Origin of the sequence: Caulobacter sp. 1776 (genome assembly GCF_040545685.1) — a bacterium.
GTDB lineage: Bacteria > Pseudomonadota > Alphaproteobacteria > Caulobacterales > Caulobacteraceae > Caulobacter.
In genome coordinates this window covers 288,066-311,368 of sequence record NZ_JBEPMI010000009.1, presented here as the reverse complement: position 1 = coordinate 311,368, position 23,303 = coordinate 288,066, and the positions used below count along the sequence as shown (strand labels likewise).

Here is a 23,303-nt window from a genome sequence, read left to right as displayed (position 1 = left end):
AATGCGGGTCTCAACGGGGCGGAGGCGGCTCCGGCGTGATGCTGCGGCCGACGAGGCGCGGCGCGGGGCGTTGCTCGGGCGGCGCGGTCTCGAGGCGGACCGGTTCGGCCTGGGCCTCGATCGGCGCGGGGACGACGATGCAGGTCGTCGCGCAGACCTGCGGGCACGTCGACTTGTCGAGATCGCGGCAGGGCGCGTCCGGGCAGCAGTCGAGCGGCTTGGCCATGGCCGGCGCCAGCGGCGACACGGCCAGCAGCACGGCCGCCAGCAGGGACAGCAGTCGCGCGACGATGCGGGCCGGACGGCGGATCATGCGACTACCCTAGCCGAGCATGGCGGGGTGGCAACCGGCCACGATCCCTTAGGGAGCTCAGTGTCCAAAACGCGCCGGCGAATAGGTGGCCGTGCAAGCGGCGTTGCACTGGGCCCAGCGGCCGCCGCAACCGTCGTCGTCACCGCCCGACTGACAGAAATAGAGGGTCTTCGAGCAGGTCGCCTTGCACTGCTGAGTGTCGCCGGCCGGCCGGCCGACGGCCAGCGGGATGGGCGCGGGCAGGACGAAGCTGGGCATGTCGAGCGGCGCCTGGATCGTCGCGGCCGGCTTGGCCTTCGGCTTCGGCTGGGCCGGGATCGTCGCCTGGCCGGCCAGGGCCGGACCGGCGATGGCGATCAACAGCAAGGCGAGGAGAGCGCGGCGCATGGTCCGCAGATTAGCGCGGCAGGGTGAAGGGGCCGTTAACCATGTTTCACCCTATTCCCCCGCCGCAACCCTCCCCGCGTCAGTCCTGCTGCGCGAGTGTCTCTTCGCGGCGGCTCAGGAAGATCGGCAGGCACATCAGGCCCAGTACCGCCCCGGCCGCCCAGACCAGGCCGGGGAACCAGCCCCGGCTGGCGAAATAGACCTGGGCGATGACCACGGGGCCGACGATCGAGGCCAGGCTCGCCAGGCTGGCCAGCACGCCCTGCAGCCGACCCTGCTGGTCCTCGCCGACCTGGCGCGACAGCAGGGACTGGATCACCGGTTGGCCGACCCCGCCCAGGCAGAACATCGGCAGCAGCAGGAAGGCCATCCAGCCCTTGGTCGCCAGGGCGATGGCGACATAGGCGAAGGCGTCGCAGAGGATGCCGAAGGTCAGGGCCCGGCGCTCGCCGAACCGCTCGGCCAGCGGTCCGGCCACGAAGCCCTGGGTCAGGGCCTGGAAGACGCCGAAGCCCGCCAGCGAGAAACCGACCGTCCAGGGATCCCAGGCGAACTTGTCCTCGCCATAGACCACCCAGATCGTGCCGCCGACCTCGCCGACCACATTGAGGATCGCGAACGCGATCAGCAGCGGCAGCAGGGCCGGGAAGGCGGCCGCCCAGCGCAGCGACGAGAACGGATTGAAGGCCTTGCGGTCGAAGGTCCAAAACTTGCCTCTCGCGGAGCCCTTGTGCGACTCCGGCAGGATGAACAGCGCCATCAGGAAGTTCACGCCGTTCAGCGCCGCGGCGGCCAGGAACGGCGCGCGCACCCAGGCCGCGCCCAGGAACCCGCCCAGCACAGGGCCCAGGATGAAGCCGATGCCGAACATGGCGCTGAACAGGCCATAGCGCCGGGCCCGCTGCTCCTCGGGGGTGATGTCGGCGATATAGGCCTGGGCGACGGCCAGGTTGGCGCCGGTGATCCCGGCGATGGCGCGGCCGACGAACAGCCAGGCCAGGCTCGGGGCCAAGGCCATGAACACATAGTCGATCGCCGCGCCGGCCAGCGAGACCAGCAGCACCGGGCGTCGCCCGACCTTGTCGCTGATCGCCCCCAGCACCGGGGCGCATAGGAACTGCATCAGGGCGTAGAGGCCCAGGAACGCCCCGAACCGCCAGCCCAGGTCGCCGGTATGGCCGACCTCGCGCAACAGGCGCGGAATGATGGGCATGACGAGGCCCAGCCCGGCGATGTCGAGGGCCACGGTGGCGAGGATCAGGCCGAAGGCGGTCTTGGAGCGGTCACGCATAAAATTTATCATCGATAAAGTTCCTTATCGGCGATAAAGTCCGGATCGGCCGCGCGGTCAAGCGATTCATGTAAGCGCGGCCGAAAGGAATGACATGAAGGTCGATCGCCGGCGCATCCTGGAGACGGCGCTGGAGCTGCTGAACGAGGTCGGGGTCGACGCCCTGTCGACCCGGGTGATCGCCGAGCGCCTGGGCGTGCGCCAACCGGCTTTGTATTGGCACTTCAAGAACAAGCGCGCCCTGCTAGACGCGATGAACGGCGAGATCCTGGCGCGCGCCCACGAGGCCCGCGTGCCTCGCGAGGGCGAGGCGTGGCAGGACTTCGTGCGGCGCAACGCGCGCAGCTTCCGCGCCGCCCTGCTGAGCTATCGCGACGGGGCGCGTGTGCATGCCGGCACCGAGGCCGAGCCGGGCGACCTCGACCACGTCGAGGCGCAGGCCATGGCCCTGGTGCGGGCCGGGTTCTCGCCGGCCCAGGCGATGCACCTGTTCATCGCCGTCAGCCGCTATGTGGTCGGCTGCGTGCTGGAGGAGCAGGCCTCGCCCATGGACGGCGCGATCGAGCAAGCCCAGCTGGACGAAGCGGCCAAGGCCTATCCCGTACTGGCCGAGGGCATCGCCCACTACCGCCAGAGCGGCCATGCGGGCCTTTTCGAGCGGGGGATCACGCTGATGATCAAGGGCGCGGAGGCGGAGCTGGCTAGCCCGCCGGACTGACCCGCCAGACCGCGTTCCCCACATCGTCCGCCACCAGCAGCGCGCCGGTCGCGTCCACCGTCACGCCCACGGGCCGCCCCTGGGCCTTGCCCCCGGCGTTCAGGAAGCCGGTCAGGAAATCCTCGACGCCGCCGGCTGGCTTGCCGCCGCTGAACGGCACGAAGATCACCTTGTAGCCGGACTGGGGCTTGCGGTTCCACGAGCCGTGCTGGCCGATGAACACTCCGCCGCGATAGTGCGGCGGGAAGCTTTGGCCTTCGTAGAAGGTCAGGCCCAGCGAGGCGGTGTGGGCGCCCAGGGCGTAGTCGGGGACGATGGCCTGCTCGACCAGGTCCGGACGGCGGTCGGCGTCCTTGACCCGTTTGTCGACGTGGCGGCCGTAGTAGCTGTAGGGCCAGCCATAGAAGCCGCCCTCGCGCACCGAGGTCATGTAGTCGGGCACCAGGTCGTTACCCAGCTCGTCGCGCTCGTTGACGGCGGTCCACAGCTCGCCATTGGCCGGGTTCCAGCCCAGGCCGTTGGGATTGCGCAGGCCAGAAGCGAAGACGCGCTTGGCGCCGGTGGCCAGGTCGACCTCGAGGATCGCGGCGCGATCGGTCTCGGCCGGGATGCCGTTCTCGCCGACATTGCTGTTGGAGCCGACGGTGGCGAACAGCTTGGTCCCGTCCTTGCTGGCGATGATGTTCTTGGTCCAGTGGTGGTTGATCGGCCCGCCGGGCAGATCGGTCACCTTGCGCGGCGCGGCGGTGATGCTGGTCTGCCCCTCCGTGTAGGGGAAGGCGACGATGGCGTCGGCGTTGGCCACGTACAGCGTGTCGCCGACCAGGGCCATGCCGAACGGGGAATAGAGGTTGGTCAGGAACGGCGTCTTCAGCTCGGCCACGCCGTCGTGGTCGGCGTCGCGCAGCAGGGTGATGCGGTTGGCGCTGGGCACGCCGGCCCCGGCCTTCTTCATCAGCATCTTTTCGAAGAAGCCCTTGAGGCCGTGCGGCGGCTCCTTCTTGGGCGGGGCGTTGCTTTCGGCGACCAGCACGTCGCCGTTGGGCAGCACCAGCAGCCAGCGCGGGTGATCCAGACCCGTCGCGAACGGCTGCGCCTTGAAGCCGGCCGGCGCGCGGGGCGTGACGCCGGCGGGCCAGCCGACCACGTCCGAAACCTTAACGGTCGGCAACAGGGCGTGTTCTGGCGCGGGCAGGACGGGGTTGGGGCCATAGCCGACGGCGGAGCCTTGCTGGCCTTGGCTTTGGTCGCAGGCGGCCAGGGCCGTGAAGGCGGCGCCGATGATCAAGATCTCGCGAAACCTGCGACGCATAGCCGCTTTCCTCCTTCATCCAGCGTTCAACGCAAAGGGGCTCTACTCGGCCATGGTAGTTGATACGGGTTCGACCATGTTGAAGTTCCCATCCGAGGCCATCGACCGTCGTCGTCTTCTCGCCAGCCTGCTGGCCCTGAGCGCGCCGAGCGCCGCCTTCGCATCACCCCACAAAAAGGTCGCGTTCAAACCGTCCGCGCCGCCGCTGGTCACCGTGCTGGGCGATTCCATAACCGCGGGCCTTGGCGTGGCCACCGACCTGGCCTTGCCCGCGCGGCTCCAGTCGGCGCTGGGCCAGATGAGCGTGAACGCCCGCGTCTTCGGGTTCGGCGTGATGGGCGACACTACCCTGGGCGGGCTGTCGCGGGTCGAGCGGGTGCCGGCGGGGACCACGGTTTGCGTCGTGGCCCTGGGCGGCAACGACCTGCTGCAAGGCGCCGACCCGTCCTGGACCCGCGCCAACCTGCGGGCCATCGTCCAGCATCTGAAGGAGCGCAACATCCGCGTGGTGCTGGCGGGCATGCGAGCCCCGGCCCTGCTGGGCGTTGACTACGCCCGCCGCTTCACGGCGATCTATCCGGACCTGGCGCGCGAGCTGGGTGTGTTCTACGCGCCGGACTTCTTCACCGGCGTGATCGGCGTCTCGCGGCTCATGCAGCGGGACGGCATCCATCCGAACGCCGAGGGCGCGCGGATCATCGCCGAACGGCTGGCGCCGGTGGTGGCGCAGGCGCTGCGCGGGTAGAAGAACCTGTCATCCCGGGCGAAGCGCAGCGGAGACCCGGGACCTCGGAAAGCGCGGCGCTTCCGGCGGTCCCGGCTCGGCGCGCCGCGCGCTGGGCCGGGATGACAGTTTTAACGGTCTACTCCGCCGCTTCCTTCAGTTCCGGCTTCTTGGCCGCCACGTGGTGGTGGCCGCCGAAGATGCGGCGCGTCAGGCGTTCCGAGCGGGTCTTGAGGCCATCCATCAGGATGAAGACCACCGGGATGTAGAGCAGCGACAGCAGGGTCGAGGTGATCAGGCCGCCGATGACCGCGATGGCCATCGGAGCCCGGAACTCGACTTCCGCGCCCAGGCCGATGGCGGTGGGCAGCATGCCCGCGCCCATGGCCACGGTGGTCATCAGGATCGGCCGGGCCCGCTTGTGCGCGGCGTCGATGATCGCCGTGCGCTTGTCCATGCCGTGTTCCTTCATGGCCATGATCGCGTACTCGACCAGCAGGATCGAGTTCTTGGCCGCGATGCCCATCAGCATCAGGATCCCGATCAGGGTCGAGATCGAGAAGCTGGAATGGGCCAGCACCAAGAGGCCGAAGGCGCCGCCGATGGCCAAGGGCAGGGCCACCATGATGGTGATCGGGTGGGCGAAGCTGCGGAACAGCAGCACCAGCACGACGTACATCAGGAGGATGCCGGTGATCAGCGCGCCCAGGAAGCCGCTGACCATCTCGGCGATGAACTCGGCGTCGCCGGCGGCCACTTCCTTGACGCCATTCGGCAGGTTCTTGACCGAGGGCAGGGCGTGGACGCGCTTGGCCGCCTCGCCGACGACGATGCCGTCGAGCTCGGCGGTGATCGTCGCCACCCGCGAGCGGTCCTGGCGGTCGATCTGCGAGGGACCCGCGCCGAAGCGCACGTCAGCCACCGCGTTCAGCGGCACCGAGCCCGAGGCCGACGGCACCTGCAGGGTCTGCAGGACGGCGATGTCCTCGCGGGCGTCGTTGTCCAGGCGCAGGCGGATCGGCACCTGGCGGTCGCCCAGATTGTACTTGGGCAGGTTCTGGTCGACGTCGCCGATGGTGGCGACGCGCACGGCCTGGGAGATCGCTCCGGCCGAGACGCCGGCGCGGGCGGCCTGATCGGGCTTGGGCGTCACGACGATCTCGGGACGGGCGATCGAGGCGGTGTTGACCACGTGGGCCAGGCCCGGCACGGCGCGCATCTCGGCTTCGACCTTGCGGGCCGCGGCCTCCAGGGCCGGACCGTTGTCGCTGAGCAGGCGCAGGGTGTAGCTGCCGCCGCTGGACGGGCCGCCGCCGTTGTTGCTGCCCGCGCCGATCCGGGCGCCGGGGATCTGGGCGAACTGGTCGACCATCTGGCGGCTGAAAGCCTGCTGGCTGATCCGCTTGCCCTTTTCGGTCAGGTCGGCGGTGATCTGGCCCTTGTTGACGGCGTTGCCGCCGACCGAGGCGTAGACGCTGACCACTTCGGGGCGGGCGCGCAGCTCGCGGGTCACGCGCTGCACGACGGCGTCGGTCTCGTCCAGGGTAGCGCCCGGCGGCAGCTCGACCGAGAACTCGGCCCGGCCGCGGTCGGCCTGGGGCTGGAACTCGAACGGCAGGCGGGTGGCCAGGAAGATCGAGACGATGAACATCGGGATGCCCATCGCCAGCACCTTCCAGCGATTGCGCAGGCCCCAGTTCAGGCTCTTGAGGTAGGGACCCATCCAGGGCGGATCCTTGTCCTCGTGCTTGTGGTCGGCCTTCAGCATGTAGGCGCCCATCAGCGGCGTCAGCAGGCGGGCGACCACCAGCGAGAACAGCACCGAGATACAGGCGGCCAGGGCGAAGGCCTTGAAGAACTGGCCGATGATGCCGGGCATGAAGCCGACCGGGGCGAACACCGCGACGATGGTGAAGGTGGTGGCCACGACCGCCAGGCCGATCTCGTCGGCCGCCTCCATGGCCGCCGCATAGGGGCTTTTGCCCCCGCGCATGTGGCGGACCATGTTCTCGATCTCGACGATGGCGTCGTCGACGAGGATGCCGACGGTCAGCGACAGGGCCAGCAGCGTCACGCCGTTCAGCGACTGGTTCATCGGCGCCAGCACCGCGAACGTCGGCAGCAGCGACATCGGGATGGCGACCGCCGACAGCAGGGTCGCGCGCCAGTCGCGCAGGAACAGCAGCACCACCAGCACGGCCAGCACCGCGCCGATGATCAGGGCTTCCATCGAGGCGACATAGCTTTCCTCGATGTATTTCACGTTCGAGGTGATCTCCTCGATCGTCAGCTCGGGGTGATCCTTGTCGAGCTTCTCGATGGCCTTGCGGACCTTCTCGGCGGTCTGCACCTCCGAGGCGCCGCGCGAGCGGACCATGTTGAAGGTCACGACTTCCTGGCCGTCGTAGCGGGCGCGCGAGCGGGGCTCGGCCCAGTGGTCGGTGACCTCGCCGAGATCGGCCAGGCGCACGGTGCCGCCGTTGCCGACGGGGACGCGGGTCTCGCGCAGCTGCTCGACCGAGCCGGCCGCGCCCAGGGTGCGGATCGCGCGCTCGGAGCCCGAGATGGTCACCCGGCCGCCGGGCAGGTCGGCGTTGGACGAGACCAGGGCCTGGCTGACCGCGGCGGCGGTGACGCCCCGCGCGGCCAGGCGGTCGGGATTGAGGGCGACCTCGATCTCGCGGCTGACGCCGCCCTGGCGGTTGACCTCGCCGACCCCGCGCAGCGCCAGCAGGGCGCGGCTGACGTCGTTGTCGACGAACCAGCTGCGCTGCTCGGGCGTCAGGGTCGGGGCCTTGACGACATAGGTGATCAGCGGGTCGCCCGAGATGTCGATCCGGGTGACGATCGGCTCCTGCATGTCCTGGGGCAGGGAGCCGCGCAGGTTGGACATGGCGTTGCGCACGTCGTTGGTGACGCGCTCGTGGTCCACGCCCAGCTCGAACTCGATGAAGGTGGTCGAGGCGCCGTCGACGACGGTGGAATTGATGTGACGCACTTGGCCCAGGCCCGCGATCGAGTCCTCGATCAGGCGGGTGACCTGGGTCTCCAGCTCACTGGGCGCGGCGCCGGGGCGCACGGCCGTGACGACCACGAACGGCAGGTCGACGTCGGGATTGTTGTTGATCCGCATGCTCTTGAACCCGGCGACGCCGGCGATCGTCAGCAGGATGAACAGCAGGATGACGGGGATCGGGTTCTTGATCGCCCAGGAAGAGATGTTGCGCATCGGACGCGTCCTCAGCGAGCGGGCTTGGAAGCGACTTGGGGCGCGGGCGCCTGGCCCACGCGGACCAGATCGCCTTCGCCCAGGAAGCCGGCCCCCTCGACCACGACCCGCTCGCCGGCGGTCAGGCCGCTGGCGGCGATACGGTCGCCGGTATTGGCCAGGATGGTGATCCGACGGAAGTGGACCTTCTTGGCGGAGTCAACCACGAACACGCCGGGCCGGTTCTCGCGATACAGCACCGCGGCGCTGGGCACGACCAGGGCCGGCTGGTCACCGGCGTCGATCGTGGCGCGGGCGAACATGCCCGGACGGAAGCCGCCCATCGACGACAGCGCCACGCGCGCCATGCCCAGGCGGGTGGTGGTGTTGACCTCGGAGGTGACGATCCGGACGCGGCCAGTCATCTCGCCGACCTTCTCGGAATAGATCTTGGCGGGCATGCCGGCCTTGACCGAGGCGAGGTCGGTTTCCGGGATCTCGGCGTCCAGCTCCAGGCGGCCGTCGCGGACGATCCGGAACAGCTCCGAACCGGCGCTGACGATCTGGCCCTTGGTGACGCTGCGGCGGCTGATCAGGCCGCTGACCGGCGCGCGGATCGCGGTCTGGGCCAGGCGCGCGGCCGTCTCGCCGCGCGCGGCCTCGGCGGCGGCCAGGTTGGCGGCGGCGGTGCCTTGCTTGGCGGTGGCCGTGTCGAGGCCAGCCTGCGAGAGGTAGCCCTTGGCCTGCAGGTCGCGGGCCCGGTTCAGGGCGGCCTGGGCCTCGGCCAGGGTGGCCTTGGCGCTGGCGACGCTGGCCTGCTGCTGGCGCAGCTGGGCGGCGATCACGCTGTCGTTCAGCTTGACCAGCACCTGGCCGGCCGAAACGACCTGGCCTTCCTCGGCGTTGACGGCCACGGCGGTCAGGCCGCCGGTCTCGGCGCCGACCGGCACCTCTTCCCACGGCGAGATGGTGCCCGTGGCGTTGATCTGGCGAGCGATCGGCTGGCTGGAGGCCAGGGCGACGCTGACGGTCGCCGACGCGGTCGGCGCGGCCTTTTCCTTCTTCGGCTTCTTGTCGCCGCATCCCGAGAGCGCGAGCGCGCTCACACCCAGGACCAAGACCAGCGCGCTCAAGTTCGGGCGGCGCCCATTGATCCGGTAAAGCACGATCATCCCCAGCACAGTTGAAAGCCCGTCGGCCTTCTAGCCGACAAACCCACGGTTGCTGAGTTAATTTGCCGTAAGACGATAAAATGGAGCCGCCGCCCATCTCCGCCCATGAGGAGAGGGGACGCCCCGGGCGGTCCGCCGGGGACGTGAGACAGGGTCGAAGCTATGTCAGAGGCGGCGCGGCGTCAGGCGGCGCGGCGTCAGGGGGCGAGGCGTTCGGCGCGAGCCGCCGGCCCGGCAGGGCGCCGCAGAACAGCGCGGCCATGGTCAGGTAGCTGAAGACGCCGCCGCCGGCGATCAAGCTGGCGCGATTGGGAATCTTGGGATCGACCAAAGTGGCCAGCATCAGGATCAGGCTCAGGCCGTGAAAGCCGCAAGCCCACATCGGCCACCAGCGGTTCGACCGCATGGCGATGAACAGCAGCACCAGCATCAGGACCACGTCCACCAGGAACACCGCCGTCTGCGGCCCGAACCGCTGATGGCTGTTGTAGAGAAAGCCGGTGGCGAACCAGGCGAGGATCATGGCGGCGCCGGCCAGGCGTTCGGGCCAGCCGCCACGCCATAGCGCCACGCCGGTCGCGATCAGCAACGCGGCGAGACTGGCCCACTGATAGAGGTAGCTGAGCGGCGACATCGCGTCAGGGTGGCGTCTTTCCGCCAGATTGCAACGCTCCTCGCTAATCGGGATCGGCGAGGATCTGGGGGCTTTGCGCCCTGGAGCGCGGCCTCTAGAGCGCGTCGGGCGAAAGCGTGACCGGTTTCGCCCTTAAAACGCGCTATAAACTATTGAATCTATGGCCTGTTTGTCGAGTTCAGATGATTTCCGCCTGAACTCGACAGGCGCTAGGCGGCGATGGTCAGGCGACCGCTGGTCTTGGTCATGCCCTCCGGCTTGACGGGCGCCTCGCCGAAGCCGTCGTCGAAGGACACGGCCGAAAGGCCGATGTCGTGCTGGGCGACGGTCAGGTGCTTATGGGTGGTGACGATGCCTTCGCGCGCCACGCCAAGGGCCTGCATCGTATTGATGGCCGACATGATGGCGTCCTGGCCGATCAGGGCCGACAGGTTGGCGGCCTGGCGACTACGGGGCATCAGGGCGGCGAGGGTGGCGGTCGTGGCGATGGCGGCGTCGATGGCCTTTTCGGCGGCGAACAGGGCTTCGGCCACGGTTTCAGCGGCCGCACGGCGTTGCTTGAGCATACGAAGTCTCCCTCACGCCGACGGTGTCGACGCGTTGCCAGATGTTGATGGTGTCGGATTGCTCGCCCGGGTTCGCGGGCGGCGGGTCTTAGGGGAAGAGGCTTTCCAGGGCGTGGAGCCCCGCCAGGATCGAACCGAACGCGAAAGCGGTCACGATCATCACGGCCGCGATGAAGGCCAGCCTCAGGGGCAGGCTCAGATGATTGGGTCTTGCTCCTCCAAGTCCGATGAGGAGGAGTCCGACAGGAACGTCTCGTCCATCACCGCGCTGGCGATGCACAGGATCTCGCGCATCACCAGTTCGTTGGGCTTGAACGAAGCCTGCTTGCGCGTGGCCGCCACCAGGTCGTGGACCATCATCGCGCCAGCCGGGGTGACCGAGAGGCTCTGCAGCTGGCGCTCGAGCTCGCTCCAGGTGATCGGGGGCAGCATCTCGGCCGAATTCAGTCGGGGCCACGTATGCTGGAAGCTCGTCACTTCCTGGCGAAGGTGGGCGGCGCGACCGATCGCGTCCTTCTGGTAGGGGGTCAGCTCGCTCGGGTGGGGGGTCAATTCGTTCACTGGAAACTCCTTCCTCGATGCGGTCAGCTGACCGTGAAGAAGGGCGTTCGCCTAGCCGGGCCGGATCGGACCCCGACGCGATCGGAGGGGGGGCGCCCCCCTGATAGGGGCCCTGATGGACCCCCTGGTGGGCTCTGTCGAAGACCCGGCGCGCGGCGTCATAACGGTCGGCCGCGCCGAGGCGCCGGCGGGCCTTGTCCAGATGCCAGTCGACGGTGTGCTTGGAGAGGCCCAGCTCGCGGGCGATCTCCTTGGAGCTCATGTGGCGATCAACGAGTCGAAGGCACTCACGCTCACGTTCGGTGAGGCGGTCGAGGCCTTCGACCTGATCAGAAAGGGAAGGGTCGCCCTTATCCATCGCAAGGGAACTTTAGGCGAACATTTCGGTTCGGCAAGCCGCCGGAACATTAAACCTTTGCTATTATGGTTACGGCAGATCCTCTCCAGCGAGTTTCGAGGACACCTTCCAGAGGTCGACGCCGCCTTCCGAGGCATGGCGATCGATCTCGGCCAGCTCCTCGGCGGAGAAGGCCAGGCCGTTCAGCGCCGCCAGGGAATCCTCCAGCTGAGCCACCGTCCGGGCCCCGATCAGGGCCGAGGTGACGCGCGGATCGCGCAGCACCCAGGCCAGGGCCAGCTGGGCCAGGGTCTGGCCGCGCCGCTGGGCGATGGCGTTCAGGGCCTTGATGCGCTCGATATTGTCGGCGGTCAGCAGGTGGCCGCCGAACGAGCCGTTCTTGGCGGCGCGCGAGTCCGCCGGCGCGCCGTTCAGGTATTTGCTGGTCAGCAGGCCCTGGGCCAGCGGCGAGAAGGCGATGCAGCCGACGCCCAGGGCGTCCAGCGTGTCCAGCAGCTCGTCCTCGATCCAGCGATTGACCATCGAATAGGACGGCTGGTGGATCAGCAGCGGCACGCCCTCGCTCTTCAGGATGGCGTGGGCCTGGCGAGTCAGCTCGGGTGAATAGGACGAGATCCCGACATACAGCGCCTTGCCCTGGCGGTGCAGGTGGGCCAGGGCGCCCATGGTCTCTTCCAGCGGCGTCGTGGGGTCGACGCGGTGCGAATAGAAGATGTCGACATAGTCGACGCCCATCCGTTTGAGGCTCTGGTCGCAGCTGGCGATCAGATACTTCCGCGAGCCGCCGATGCCGCCATAGGGGCCCGGCCACATGTCCCAGCCGGCCTTGGTCGAGATCACCAGCTCGTCGCGATGGGCGGCGAAATCGGATCCCAGGACCTTGCCGAAGTTCTCTTCCGCCGAGCCGTAGGGCGGGCCGTAGTTGTTGGCGAGGTCGAAGTGGGTGACGCCCAGATCGAAGGCCCGGCGTAGAATGGCGCGGCCGGTCTCGAACACGTCCGTCCCCCCGAAATTCTGCCAGAGGCCCAGCGAGATCGCCGGCAGATCGAGGCCGCTGCGGCCGGTGCGGCGGTAGGGCATGGACGCGTAGCGATCGGCGGCGGCGACGTAGGGGGTCTGCATGGGGGGCTCCTTGGAGGCCGTCATCCCGGACGAGCGCGCGGCGCGAAGATCCGGGATCGCGGCAGGCTCGGCGTTTCCTGCGGTCCCGGCTCGGCGCGCTGCGCGCTTGGCCGGGATGACAGTTTTTAACGGATCACGCCTCGCGGCGGGCCGCTTCGCTTTCGGTCGCCGGCGAGGCGGCGCGGATCAGTTCCAGCACATCGACGATGATCTCGCGCATGGCCGACGACGCCTTGTCGGCGTCGCGGGCGATGATCGCCTCGGCCACGTCCTCGTGCGAGGGGATCGAGGCGGTGCGCCCCTTGATGCGGTTGGTGAAGCGGATCGAGATGCGCAGGGCCGTGTTCACCAGCTCGTGCAGCTCGCGATAGAACGGATTCTTGGTCGCGCTGAGGATGGCGATGTGGAAGGCGATGTCGGCCGACAGCGGATCGTCCTCGCCCTCGGCGGCGGCCTTCATCCGGCGCAGGCCCTTGCGGATCTCCTCCAGCCCGGCCTCGTCGGCGTTGCGGGCGGCCAGGGCGGCGGCGGCCGGTTCGATGCCTAAGCGCATCTCGGTGAAGTCGGCCAGCAGACGCAGGCTGAACTTGCGCTCCAGCAGCCAGCGCAGCACGTCGGGGTCGAGCATGTTCCACTCGGCCTCGGGCTCGACCACGGTGCCGTGGCGCGGGCGGGCGCTGAGCAGGCCCTTGGCGGTCAGCATCTTGACCGCCTCGCGGGTGACGGTGCGGCTGGCGCCGAACTGCTTGGACAGCTCGCCTTCGGTCGGAAAGCCCACGACGGCGTACTCGCCGGTCACGATGGCCTGACCAAGTTGCTCGACCAGGCCGTAGGTCAAACTCAGACCAGGCTGAGTGCGCATCGGCGAATCTTCTTTCCTGCGGCGACGAAACAAAGGGATTCGCCGCTGTGTGCCTAAATTCCGGACCGTTCGCGACGCGAACGGTTCAGGGTGAATACAGCTGCGCCGCGCCTTTTCGGCAAGAGCGTTCAGGCATGTGGTCTGACCAAAACCGAAAAAATGGGCGACCCAGCACAAGTGGGGTCGCCCATCCTGGTTCACCACCAGGTGGCGTAGAGCGCGATCAGGATCAGGATCACCCCGACGCCGGCGATGTTGAAACCGGTCGAGGTCTTGTAGCTGACCCCTTCCAGCGTCACGACGCTGACCGGCGTCTTCTGCGGCGCGACCAGCGAGACCAGCACGGCCCCGGCCAGCGACAGCAGGAAGACGACGCCGACGCGGTTCATGAACGGCATGGTGTAGATCGCCTGTTCCTGCAGCCACCAGAACACCGCCGACAGGACCGCCGAGCCGATGGCGGCGGTCAGGGCCCCGGCGGTGGTCGCCTTCTTCCAGAACATGCCCAGGATGAAGATCACCACGATCCCCGGCGTGAAGAAGCCGGTGAACTCCTGGATGAATTGGAACGCCTGCTCGGCCCCGCCCAGCAGGGGCTTGGCGGTCAGGACGCCGATGATCACCGCCAGGACGGCGGTCAGGCGGCCGACGGCGACCAGCTGACGCTCGCTCGTCCCCGGGCGGGCCTTGGCGTAGACGTCGAGGGTGAAGATGGTGGCGATCGAATTGATCTTGGCCGCCAGCGAGGCGACGATCGCCGCCACCAGCGCCGCGAACACCAGGCCCAGCAGGCCGGGCGGCAGCAGCTTCATCATCTCCGGATAGGCCTGGTCGGGCTTGATGCCTTGCGGGGCCAGGACCAGGGCGGCGATGCCCGGCAGCACCACGATCACCGGCATCAGCAGCTTCAGATAGGCCGCCATGGCGATGCCCTTCTGGGCTTCCTTCAGGTCCTTGGCCCCCAGGGCGCGCTGGATGATGTACTGGTTGAAGCCCCAGTAGCTGATGTTCATGATCCACAGGCCGCCGACCAGCACCGCGATCCCGGGCAGGTCCTTGTAGTGCGGGTTGTCCTTCGAAAGGATCATGTCGAACTTGTCGGGGAACTGGGTGGTCAGCTGGTGGAAGCCGGCCAGCACGTCGCCGCCGCCGATCTTGCCCAGCGACAGCCAGGCGATGATCAGGCCGCCGGTGACCAGCAGGGCCACCTGGACGATGTCGGTCAGGGCCACGGCCTTCAGCCCGCCCCAGATCTGATAGGCCAGGGCGAAGGCGCCGATGGCGGCGAGGGCCCACATCTGGTCCAGGCCCGTGACGGTGTGAATGGCGATCGAGCCCAGCCACAGGATCGAGGTCAGGTTCACGAAGACGTACAGGCCCAGCCAGAAGACGGCCATCAGTGTCCGCACGCTGGGCCCGTACCGCTGCTCCAGGAACTGCGGCATCGTGTAGACGCCGTTCTTCAGGAACACCGGCAGGAAGAACTTCCCGACGATCAGCAAGGTCAGGGCCGCCATCCACTCGTACGAGGCGATGGCCAGGCCGATGGCGTAGCCCGAGCCGCTCATGCCGATGATCTGCTCGGCCGAGATGTTGGCGGCGATCAGCGAGGCGCCGATCGCCCACCAGGGCAGGGCCTTGCCGGCCAGGAAGTAGTCGGTCGAGTCCTTCTGGTGGCCGCCCTTGTCGCGCGACACCCACTGGGCCAGGCCGAAGATGGCGACCGCGTAGATCGCGAGCACCGCGATGTCGATGGCGGCTAGGTTCATGGTTTCCTCCCCCGTTCTGTGACGGTTATTTTTGGTTCCAGGCCGCGACCAGGGCGGCGGCGCGCTCGCCGACCTCCTGGGCCGTGTAGCCGGGTCTATAGAGCTCGCCGCCGACGCCGATGCCGGCGACGCCGGCCGCGCGCCAGGGCTCGAGATTGGCCGCGCCGACCCCGCCGACGGCATAGACCCGAACGTCCTTGGGCAGCACGTCCTTGACCGCCTTGATGTGACCCGGCCCGAAGCTGCCCGCGGGGAAGAGCTTCAGGTTGCGGGCCCCGGCCTTGACGGCGGCGAAGGCTTCCGAGGGCGTGGCGAAGCCCGGCATGGCGGTCAGGCCCAGCGCGACGGCGCGGGCGATGACCTCTGGATCGGTGTTGGGCGTGACGATCAGCTTGCCGCCCACGCCGGCGACGTCGTCGACGGCCTTGGGCGTCAACACCGTGCCGGCCCCGCACAGGGCCTTGTCGCCAAAGGCGGCGCACAGCTTCTCGATGCTTTCCAGCGGATAGGGCGAGTTCAGCGGCACCTCGATCGCCTGGATCCCGGCCGCGACCAGGGCGGCGGCGATGTCCACGACCTCGTCCGGCTTCACGCCGCGCAGGATGGCCACGATGGGAGGCGGGGCGGCGTCGGTCATAAGCGTCACTTCTGTTGAGATCTGGAAATCGTCGAGAGGCCGGCCAGGACCGCCGCGTCGCCGTCGACGACGGTCGCGTCGACATGGACTTGGCCCAGGGCCTGGACATAGAGATCGCTGAGCGCCCCCGCGCCGATCACGGTCACGGCGTCCATCGGCCCGAACCAGTCGCGGGCGGCGGCCACGTCGGCGCCGACCAGCAGGCCGGACAGGAAGCCCATAGCGTCGGCGGGCGACAGGCCTTCCAGCAACTGCCGCGAGCGGGTCTCGAACATCAGGTGCGGCAGGCGCGCCGCGCCATGCTCGGCGATCCGGGCCAGGCCCTTGGCGAAGCCCTCGGCCGAGCCGTCGGCCTGGGATCCGCCACCAGCCGCGAGGGTCGAGTGCTGCTTCAACAGGGCGAAGGTCTCGCCGACGGGGGCGGTGACGAAGCCCATGATCCTGCCGTCCTCGACCACGGTCCACTTGTTGTGGGTGCCGGGCAGGACCAGCAGGCGCCGGCCGGCGCGCAAGGCGCCGTCCAGGGCCAGGGCGCCGAAGACTTGCGTCTCCTCGCCGCGCATCACGTCGGGACCGCCCAGCGGGTTGGCGCACGAGAGGCCCGGGACCAGGGTGATCGGCAGGCCGTCGGCCGCGAAGCGCAGGGCCTTGTCCGCCACCTCGGCGGGACCGGCCGGGCAGGCGGCGTAGGGCGCTTCCTTCCAGCCGATCCGCGAGCCGACCATGCCGCACAGCAGGGCGCCGGTCGGCCCCGCCTCGCGCCAGTCGCCGACCAGGTCGAGGAAGGTCTTTTCGGGGCTGTCGGTCAGGGCCGAGACGCCCGGGCCGTCGCGGCGATGGATGACGCTCTTGCCCTGGCGCAGCCAGAGTCTGAGGCGCGAGGTGCCCCAGTCGCCGACGATGACGATGTCCTGGTCCATCAGTGGCTTTCGCGCGTCACGACCGAGCCCGAGGCCCCGACCAGGAAGTCGAGGTCCGCGCCCTGGTCGGCCTGCAGCACGTGGTCGACATAAAGCTTGGCGTAGCCGCGCGTATATTTCGGAGCCGGAGGGTCGGCGCGCCAGGCGGCGATGCGGGCCTCCAGCTCGGCGTCGCTGATCGACAGGTTGAGCGAGCGCGAAGGACCGTCGAGCACGATCTCGTCGCCGTTCCGCACCACGGCCAGCGGGCCGCCAGCGTCGGACTCGGGCGAGACGTGCAGGATGACCGCGCCATAGGCGGTGCCGCTCATCCGAGCGTCGCTGATGCGCAGCATGTCCTTGACGCCCTTTTCCAGCAGCTTGCGGGGAAGCGGCATGTTGCCGACTTCGGGCATGCCCGGATAGCCCTTGGGACCGCAGCCCTTCAGCACCAGGACCGAGGTCGCGTCGACGTCGAGGTCCGGGTCGTCGATGCGGGCGCGGAAGTCCTCGATGGTCTCGAACACCACCGCCTTGCCGCGATGGCTGAGCAGCTCTGGCGACGCCGCGCTGGGCTTCATCACCGCTCCACCGGGGGCCAAGTTGCCGCGCAGCACCCAGATGCCGCTGTCGGGCTTCACCGGATCGGCCATCGTGCGGATGACGTCGGCGTTGAACACCTCGGCGGCTTCGTACTGCGCGCCGATGCGGTGGCCGGCCACGGTCGGCGCCTCGGGATCGAGGACCTTTTCCAGCTGCTTCATCACCGCCGGCAGGCCGCCGGCATAGTGCAGGTCCTCCATCAGGAACCGGCCCGATGGCTGCAGGTCGACCAGCAGCGGCACGTCGCGCGACAGGTGATCGAAGTCCTCGAGGTCCAGCTTCACGCCCAGGCGCCCGGCCAGGGCCAGCAGGTGGACGACGGCGTTGGTCGAGCCGCCGATCGCGGCGTGGACGCGCAGGGCGTTTTCGAAGGCCGCGCGCGTGGCGACCCGCGACAGGCGGCGGTCTTCCTTGACCATCTTGACGATGGTCCGGCCGGTCTCGTGCGACATGGCCCGGCGGCGAGCGTCCACGGCGGGGATGCTGGCGTTGTAGGGCAGGGACAGGCCCATGGCCTCGATGATCGCGGCCATGGTCGAGGCCGTGCCCATGGTCATGCAGGTGCCCGGTGAGCGGCTCATGCCGCTCTCGGCCGACATGAAGTCCGCCAGGCTCATCTCGCCGGCCCGGACGGCCTCCGAGAACTTCCAGACGTCGGTGCCCGAGCCGATGTCCTTGCCGCGGAACTTGCCGTTCAGCATCGGCCCGGACGAGACGACGATGGTGGGCAGGTCGACGCTGGCCGCGCCCATCAGCTGGCCCGGGGTGGTCTTGTCACAGCCGCCCAGCAGCACGACGCCGTCGATCGGATTGCCCCGGATCGACTCCTCGACCTCCATGGCCAGCAGGTTGCGGAACAGCATGGCCGTCGGCCGCATCTGGGTCTCGCCCAGCGACATGGCCGGGAATTCCAGCGGCAGGCCGCCGGCCTCCCAGACGCCGCGCTTCACGTGCTCGGCGATCTCGCGCAGGTGGGCGTTGCAGGGCGTGATCTCGGACCAGGTGTTGCAGATGCCGATCACCGGGCGACCGTCGAAGGCATCGTCGGGCAGCCCCTGGCTCTTCATCCAGGATCGATGGATGAACCCGTCCCGATCCAGCTTGCCATAGGTTCCGCCGCTGCGCAGGCGCTTGCCCGCGTTCCCGTCGCTCATATCCGTCCCTAACGCCGGCCGCGGGGGCCGATCCGCACCGTATGGACGGGCATTTATAGTATAATAATGACCGACGCAACGCCGGGAAACATGGAAGCGCTTCCCGACTTTTCGCGCGCAAAGCCCTCAAATCACAACCTTGGTTTAAAGGTGTGACCGAAAAATCGCGTTTCGCCAGTGAAATGATAGCGCTATCAATTTCGTCTTGAAGGTCCCAATTATACGATTATAGCTATCGAACATGGAGCGAGCGGCATGAGCGGCCGCACGTCACCGGACGCCCTAGAACGGACCGGGACGGCTCTCAACAGGGGAAGGGAACCGGCATGCAGCGCCTCAATCCATCTTATCGCAAATTCATGTACGCCAGCGCCTCGGCACTGGTGCTTTGCGCTGTCGCGCCAGCGGCCTTCGCCCAGCAGGCGCCAGCCAAGGACGCCGACGTCGTCGAAGAGGTCGTGGTCACCGGCCAGCGCGCCGCGATCCAGTCGGCCCAGAAGCTCAAGCAGAACGCCGAGCAACTGGTCGACTCGATCACCTCGACCGACATCGGCGCCCTGCCGGACCGCAGCGTCACCGAAGCCCTGCAGCGTATCTCGGGCGTCACCATCGGCCGCACCTCGGATCCCCGCGACGCCGACCGCATCTCGGTCGAAGGCAGCGGCGTGCAGGTCCGCGGCCTCTCGTGGGTCCGTGGCGAACTGAATGGCCGCGACAGCTTCTCGGCCAAGGCCGGCCGCACCCTGAGCTTCGAAGACGTGCCGCCCGAGCTGATGGCTGGCGTCGACGTCTACAAGAACCCGTCGGCCGACATCATCGAAGGCGGCGTGGGCGGCACCGTCAACCTGCGCACCCGCATGCCGTTCGACAGCAAGAAACGCGTCATCGCCTATTCGCTCGACGCGAGCTGGGGCGATCTGGCCCGGAAGTGGAAGCCCAGCGGCTCGGTCCTGTACAGCGATCGCTTCGACACCAGCATCGGCGAGATCGGCTTCCTGGTCGACCTGTCCGACTCCAAACTCGCGAGCCGCACCGACACCATGTCGGTCGACCCATACAACGTCCGCACCGACCTGGTTCCGGGCAAGACGGTCTATGTCCCCGGCGGTTACGGCTATCGCAGCCTGGACTTCGAGCGCGAGCGCAAGGGCATCGACGCCGCCGTGCAATGGCGTCCCAACGAGCAATGGGAAGCCACTCTGCACTTCCTGCGCTCGTCCGCTTCGCAGGCCTCGACCGAGCGCGCCAACGGCTTCAATCCGGGCACGGGCAACGGCCCGATGGCCGGGACCAGCTTCACCTATAGCGACAGCGGCCACTTCCTGAAGGGCACGATGGCCGACTCGCCCGGCGGCACGGGCCTGGGGTCGTCCCTGATCGACACCCGCTTCGCCGAGCGCGACTCGGTGACCTCGGACTACTCGCTGAACCTGAAGTACAACCCGAACGACAAGTGGTCGTTCACCGGCGACGTCCAGTACATCTACGCCAAGACGAAGGTGGTCGATAACACCGCGTTCAATGCCCTGAACGGCTCGACCCTGCCGGCCACCCTGGACCTGACCGGCGATCTGCCCAGGATCACGGCCAACAACGACAAGGCCTTCCTGGCCAATCCCGCCAACTACTACCTGCAGGCGGCGATGGATCACCATGATCGCAACGACGCCGCCGAGTGGGCCGAGCGCTTCGACGGCAACTACGACTTCGACGAGGGCGGCTGGCTGAGGTCGTTCCGCTTCGGCGTCCGCCACACCTTCCGCCAGGCGACCACGCGCGAGACCACCTATCGCTGGGACTCGGTGGCGCCCAGCTGGTCGGCGACGGGGCCGATCACCACGCTGAAGGACTACCAGGGCAACTACGGGGTCTTCGCCTTCGACAACTATTTCCGCGGCAAGACCACGCTGCCCGCGGCCTTCGTGATGCCGAACGCAGACTTCGTGAACAACTACGGGGTCAACTCGATCCCGCTAGGACGGATCGCGGCGGCGAATGGCGGCGGTTGGCGTCCCTTCAACGGCGATTTCGAGGACCAGACGCAGTTCGGCGGCAAGGGCAGCACCAACCACCAGAAGGAGGAGACGCTGGCCGCCTACGGCCTGCTGCGGTTCGGCCACGACGTCTCGCTGTGGGGCGGCGAGCGGGAGATCGACGGCAACATCGGCCTGCGTGTCGTCAAGACCGAGACCAAGAGCCAGGGCCTCCAGGTCTTCACGGCGAACAACGGCAGCACCAGCTCCGACATCCCGGCCGCCGACCAGGCGTTCGCGAACGGCGCCAAGAGCCCGTTCAAGGGCGGCCGCGACTATGTCAGCCTCCTGCCCAGCCTTAACGTGCGCCTGAAGATCACCCCGGACATGTTCGTCCGCTTCGCGACGGCCAAATCCATCGTCCGTCCGGACTTCCAGCAGCTGCAGCCGAACTACACGATCAGCGCCACCAACGGCTTCCTGATCGGCGGCGCCTGCAGCAGCTCGATCCCCAGCGGCGCGCAGGCCAACTGCGTCTATCAGTACAAGGCCAACGCCGGCAATCCGGACCTGAAGCCGATCCGCTCGACCCAGTACGACCTGTCCTGGGAGTGGTACTTCAACTCGACCGGCAGCGTGACGGCGACGGCGTTCTACAAGGACGTCTACAACTTCATCGCCAACAGCCCGACCAACCTCAGCTTCACCAACAACGGCGTGACGCGTACGGCCCTGGTGACCCAGCCGTACAATGCCGGCCACGGTACGGTTAAGGGCTTCGAAGTCGCCTATCAGCAGTACTACGACTTCCTGCCCGGCGCGCTGCGCGGCCTGGGTCTGCAGGCCAACTTCACCTATATCGACAGCAAGGGTACGCAGAATGCGTCGGCCAACCCTTACGACAACACGCAGATCACCAACGCCGCCGCCGTGAGCCTGCCGCTCGAGGGCATGTCGAAGACCAGCTACAACATCGCGGCTCTGTACGACCTGGGCAAGGTCTCGGCGCGGCTGGCCTACAACTGGCGTGAGCGTTACCTGCTGACCACCACGGCCGCGAACATCAACATTCCGGCCTGGTACGACGACTACGGCCAGCTGGACGGCTCGGTGTTCTACACCGTCAACGACGCCCTGAAGATCGGCTTCCAGGCGGCGAACCTGAACAACGCCAAGACCAAGATCCTGGTCAGTTATCCGGGGCGGCCCGAAGAGGGTCTGACGGCTCACAACTGGGTCACGGCGGACCGTCGCTACTCGATCGTCCTTCGCGGGACCTTCTGATCCTGATCTGTCGTCCCGGCCGGAGCGAAGCGTAGAGCTTCGCCCTTGGCCGGGATGACAGGGATTTCTAAGGTTGGCGCTTTGAACGACGAGACATCCATGGCCGCCCAACCCTATCGCAAGTTCGTGGTGGTCGGCGGCGGCACGGCCGGCTGGATCGCCGCGGCGACTCTGATCCAGGCGCTCAAGGGCAAGGTGGCCGAGATCGAGCTGATCGAGTCCGACGAGATCGGCACGGTCGGCGTCGGCGAGGCGACCATCCCGCCGATCCAGTTCCTCAACGAGGTGCTGGGCATCGACGAATTCGACTTCATCAAGAAGACCCAGGCGACCTTCAAGCTGGGCATCCAGTTCCGCGACTGGGGCAAGCTGGGCGACCAGTACTTCCACCCGTTCGGCGCCTATGGCGAGGCCTTCGAGGGCGTCGGTTTCCACCATTACTGGCTGCGCCTGCGCGCCCAGGGCGAGGGCGGGGCGCTGGACGCCTATTCGATGGCGGCGGTGACGGCCGGGATGGGCAAGTTCGCCGTGCCGCCCAAGCAACTGCCGTCGGGCGTACCCGGCCTGGGCTACGCCTACCACTTCGACGCCGGCCTCTACGCCAAGTACCTGCGGGCCTATTCCGAGGCGCGGGGCGTCAAGCGCACCGAGGGCAAGATCGCCGACGTCGAACTGCGTCCCGAGGACGGCTTCGTCTCCGGCCTGACGCTGACCGACGGCCGTCGGATCGAGGGCGACTTCTTCGTCGACTGTTCGGGCTTCCGAGGCCTCTTGATCGAACAGGCCCTGGAGGCCGGCTTCGAGGATTGGTCGCATTGGCTGCCCTGCGACCGCGCCCTGGCCGCGCCCTGCGAGAGCGTCTCGCCGATGACGCCCTACACGCGGGCGACGGCGCGGGCCGCCGGCTGGCAATGGCGCATCCCGCTGCAGCACCGGATCGGCAACGGCCACGTCTATTGCAGCAGCTTCATCAGCGACGACGAGGCCGCCAAGGTGCTGATGGAAAACCTGGACGGCAAGGCTCTGGCGGATCCGCGTCCGCTGCGCTTCACGGCCGGCCGCCGCAAGAAGAGCTGGAGCAAGAACGTCGTCGCCCTGGGCCTGGCCGGCGGCTTCATGGAGCCGCTGGAATCGACCAGCATCCACCTGGTGCAGTCCGGCGCGATGCGCCTGCTGTCGCTGCTGCCGACGGGCGGCTACGACGCCGCGGTCGAGGCCGAATACAATCGTCTCACCCAGATCGAATACGAGCAGATCCGGGACTTCATCATCCTGCACTACCACGCCACCCAGCGGGACGATTCCGAGCTGTGGAACCACTGCCGCACCATGACGATCCCCGACAGCCTGACCCACAGGATCGAGCTGTTCCGGGTGCGCGCCAAGATCGCCCGCTACGACGACCAGCTGTTCGCCGAGCCCAGCTGGCTGGCGGTGTTCCTGGGGCAGGGGATCCAGCCGCGCGACTACGACCGCCTGGCCGATGTGCCGGCCTATGCCGACGTGGCGGCCAAGCTGCACGGCCTCGGCCGTAAGATCGCGGGCGTCGCCTCCGGCCTGCCGAGCCATGACGCCTTCATCGCCGCGACCTGCCAGGCCGATCCGGTGGCTCTGTAGGCCGTGGACGTTCCGCCGACCCACCTTTGTCGAAAAATGACAACGCTATCAAAAGCCCTTGTTAGTCTGAATAATATGATTATACTCAGACAAGTGCAGTCGAGCCGGAGCCATTGCCGGATCGGCGGCGCGCAGGGGG

At 68.0% G+C, this 23,303-nt stretch carries 19 protein-coding genes and 1 pseudogene; 4 read left to right on the top strand and 16 right to left on the bottom strand.

Going from position 1 to position 23,303, the window contains the following annotated elements; translation table 11 throughout:
* Positions 1–10 precede the first annotated feature (10 nt).
* The 3 genes from ABIC66_RS23915 to tet all read right to left on the bottom strand — a co-directional run bounded on the left by ABIC66_RS23915 (position 11) and on the right by tet (position 1,991).
* Positions 11–313, bottom strand: a complete 303-nt coding sequence (locus ABIC66_RS23915) for a hypothetical protein (protein WP_354073806.1) — start codon at positions 311–313, stop codon at positions 11–13.
* A gap of 57 nt (positions 314–370) precedes the next feature.
* Positions 371–700, bottom strand: a complete 330-nt coding sequence (locus ABIC66_RS23910; protein ID WP_354073805.1) for a hypothetical protein — start codon at positions 698–700, stop codon at positions 371–373.
* Between the two features lie 79 nt (positions 701–779).
* A complete protein-coding gene (tet, locus tag ABIC66_RS23905; RefSeq protein ID WP_354073803.1) occupies positions 780–1,991 on the bottom strand; it encodes a Tet(A)/Tet(B)/Tet(C) family tetracycline efflux MFS transporter in 1,212 nt (403 codons plus the stop codon).
* A 94-nt stretch (positions 1,992–2,085) separates the two neighbouring features.
* Here tet and tetR point away from each other — a divergent pair, with 94 nt between their 5' ends.
* Positions 2,086–2,709 carry a tetracycline resistance transcriptional repressor TetR gene (gene tetR / locus ABIC66_RS23900; protein WP_354073801.1) on the top strand — a complete coding sequence of 208 codons (624 nt, stop codon included), beginning with the start codon at positions 2,086–2,088 and terminating at the stop codon, positions 2,707–2,709.
* On the opposite strand, the gene ABIC66_RS23895 is transcribed toward tetR, so the two are convergent.
* The gene (locus tag ABIC66_RS23895; protein ID WP_354073799.1) at positions 2,693–4,021 is read right to left on the bottom strand and encodes a PQQ-dependent sugar dehydrogenase; all 1,329 of its coding nucleotides are present in this window, start codon (positions 4,019–4,021) and stop codon (positions 2,693–2,695) included. The genes tetR and ABIC66_RS23895 overlap by 17 nt on opposite strands.
* A 76-nt stretch (positions 4,022–4,097) precedes the next feature.
* On the opposite strand from ABIC66_RS23895, the gene ABIC66_RS23890 reads away from it, so the two are divergent.
* Positions 4,098–4,766, top strand: a complete 669-nt coding sequence (locus ABIC66_RS23890) for an arylesterase (RefSeq protein ID WP_354073797.1) — start codon at positions 4,098–4,100, stop codon at positions 4,764–4,766.
* Positions 4,767–4,884: 118 nt separating this feature from the next.
* On the opposite strand, the gene ABIC66_RS23885 is transcribed toward ABIC66_RS23890, so the two are convergent.
* The 12 genes and pseudogenes from ABIC66_RS23885 to ABIC66_RS23830 all read right to left on the bottom strand — a co-directional run bounded on the left by ABIC66_RS23885 (position 4,885) and on the right by ABIC66_RS23830 (position 18,290).
* The gene (locus ABIC66_RS23885; RefSeq protein WP_354073795.1) at positions 4,885–7,974 is read right to left on the bottom strand and encodes an efflux RND transporter permease subunit; all 3,090 of its coding nucleotides are present in this window, start codon (positions 7,972–7,974) and stop codon (positions 4,885–4,887) included.
* Positions 7,975–7,985: 11 nt separating this feature from the next.
* Positions 7,986–9,086 carry an efflux RND transporter periplasmic adaptor subunit gene (locus ABIC66_RS23880; RefSeq protein WP_354073794.1) on the bottom strand — a complete coding sequence of 367 codons (1,101 nt, stop codon included), beginning with the start codon at positions 9,084–9,086 and terminating at the stop codon, positions 7,986–7,988.
* A 199-nt stretch (positions 9,087–9,285) separates the two neighbouring features.
* A complete protein-coding gene (locus tag ABIC66_RS23875; RefSeq protein WP_354073792.1) occupies positions 9,286–9,759 on the bottom strand; it encodes a hypothetical protein in 474 nt (157 codons plus the stop codon).
* 209 nt (positions 9,760–9,968) lie between these two features.
* Positions 9,969–10,325, bottom strand: a complete 357-nt coding sequence (locus ABIC66_RS23870) for a hypothetical protein (RefSeq protein WP_354073790.1) — start codon at positions 10,323–10,325, stop codon at positions 9,969–9,971.
* Between the two features lie 195 nt (positions 10,326–10,520).
* Positions 10,521–10,886, bottom strand: a complete 366-nt coding sequence (locus ABIC66_RS23865; RefSeq protein ID WP_354073788.1) for a hypothetical protein — start codon at positions 10,884–10,886, stop codon at positions 10,521–10,523.
* A gap of 208 nt (positions 10,887–11,094) precedes the next feature.
* A pseudogene (locus tag ABIC66_RS23860) lies at positions 11,095–11,148 on the bottom strand (hypothetical protein); the annotation flags it as partial.
* 165 nt (positions 11,149–11,313) lie between these two features.
* Entirely contained in the window at positions 11,314–12,366 is a 1,053-nt protein-coding gene (gene mgrA, locus ABIC66_RS23855) for an L-glyceraldehyde 3-phosphate reductase (protein ID WP_354073787.1), read from the bottom strand.
* 133 nt (positions 12,367–12,499) lie between these two features.
* Entirely contained in the window at positions 12,500–13,228 is a 729-nt protein-coding gene (locus tag ABIC66_RS23850; protein ID WP_354073785.1) for a FadR/GntR family transcriptional regulator, read from the bottom strand.
* Between the two features lie 197 nt (positions 13,229–13,425).
* Positions 13,426–14,997: a sodium/sugar symporter gene (locus ABIC66_RS23845; protein ID WP_354073783.1), complete on the bottom strand. Its 1,572-nt coding sequence runs from the start codon at positions 14,995–14,997 to the stop codon at positions 13,426–13,428.
* A gap of 25 nt (positions 14,998–15,022) precedes the next feature.
* Entirely contained in the window at positions 15,023–15,634 is a 612-nt protein-coding gene (locus ABIC66_RS23840; RefSeq protein WP_354073781.1) for a 2-dehydro-3-deoxy-6-phosphogalactonate aldolase, read from the bottom strand.
* Positions 15,635–15,639: 5 nt separating this feature from the next.
* Positions 15,640–16,554, bottom strand: a complete 915-nt coding sequence (locus tag ABIC66_RS23835) for a 2-dehydro-3-deoxygalactonokinase (protein WP_354073780.1) — start codon at positions 16,552–16,554, stop codon at positions 15,640–15,642.
* Positions 16,554–18,290, bottom strand: a complete 1,737-nt coding sequence (locus ABIC66_RS23830) for an IlvD/Edd family dehydratase (RefSeq protein ID WP_354073779.1) — start codon at positions 18,288–18,290, stop codon at positions 16,554–16,556. Before ABIC66_RS23830 ends, ABIC66_RS23835 begins: the two co-directional genes overlap by 1 nt.
* A 326-nt stretch (positions 18,291–18,616) precedes the next feature.
* Between ABIC66_RS23830 and ABIC66_RS23825 the strand changes: the two genes are divergently transcribed.
* Together ABIC66_RS23825 and ABIC66_RS23820 are read left to right on the top strand one after the other, a co-directional pair.
* The gene (locus ABIC66_RS23825; RefSeq protein ID WP_354073777.1) at positions 18,617–21,547 is read left to right on the top strand and encodes a TonB-dependent receptor; all 2,931 of its coding nucleotides are present in this window, start codon (positions 18,617–18,619) and stop codon (positions 21,545–21,547) included.
* Between the two features lie 99 nt (positions 21,548–21,646).
* Complete coding sequence (locus tag ABIC66_RS23820) at positions 21,647–23,164, top strand: tryptophan halogenase family protein (RefSeq protein WP_354073775.1); 1,518 nt, start codon at positions 21,647–21,649, stop codon at positions 23,162–23,164.
* The last annotated feature ends 139 nt before the right edge of the window (positions 23,165–23,303 follow it).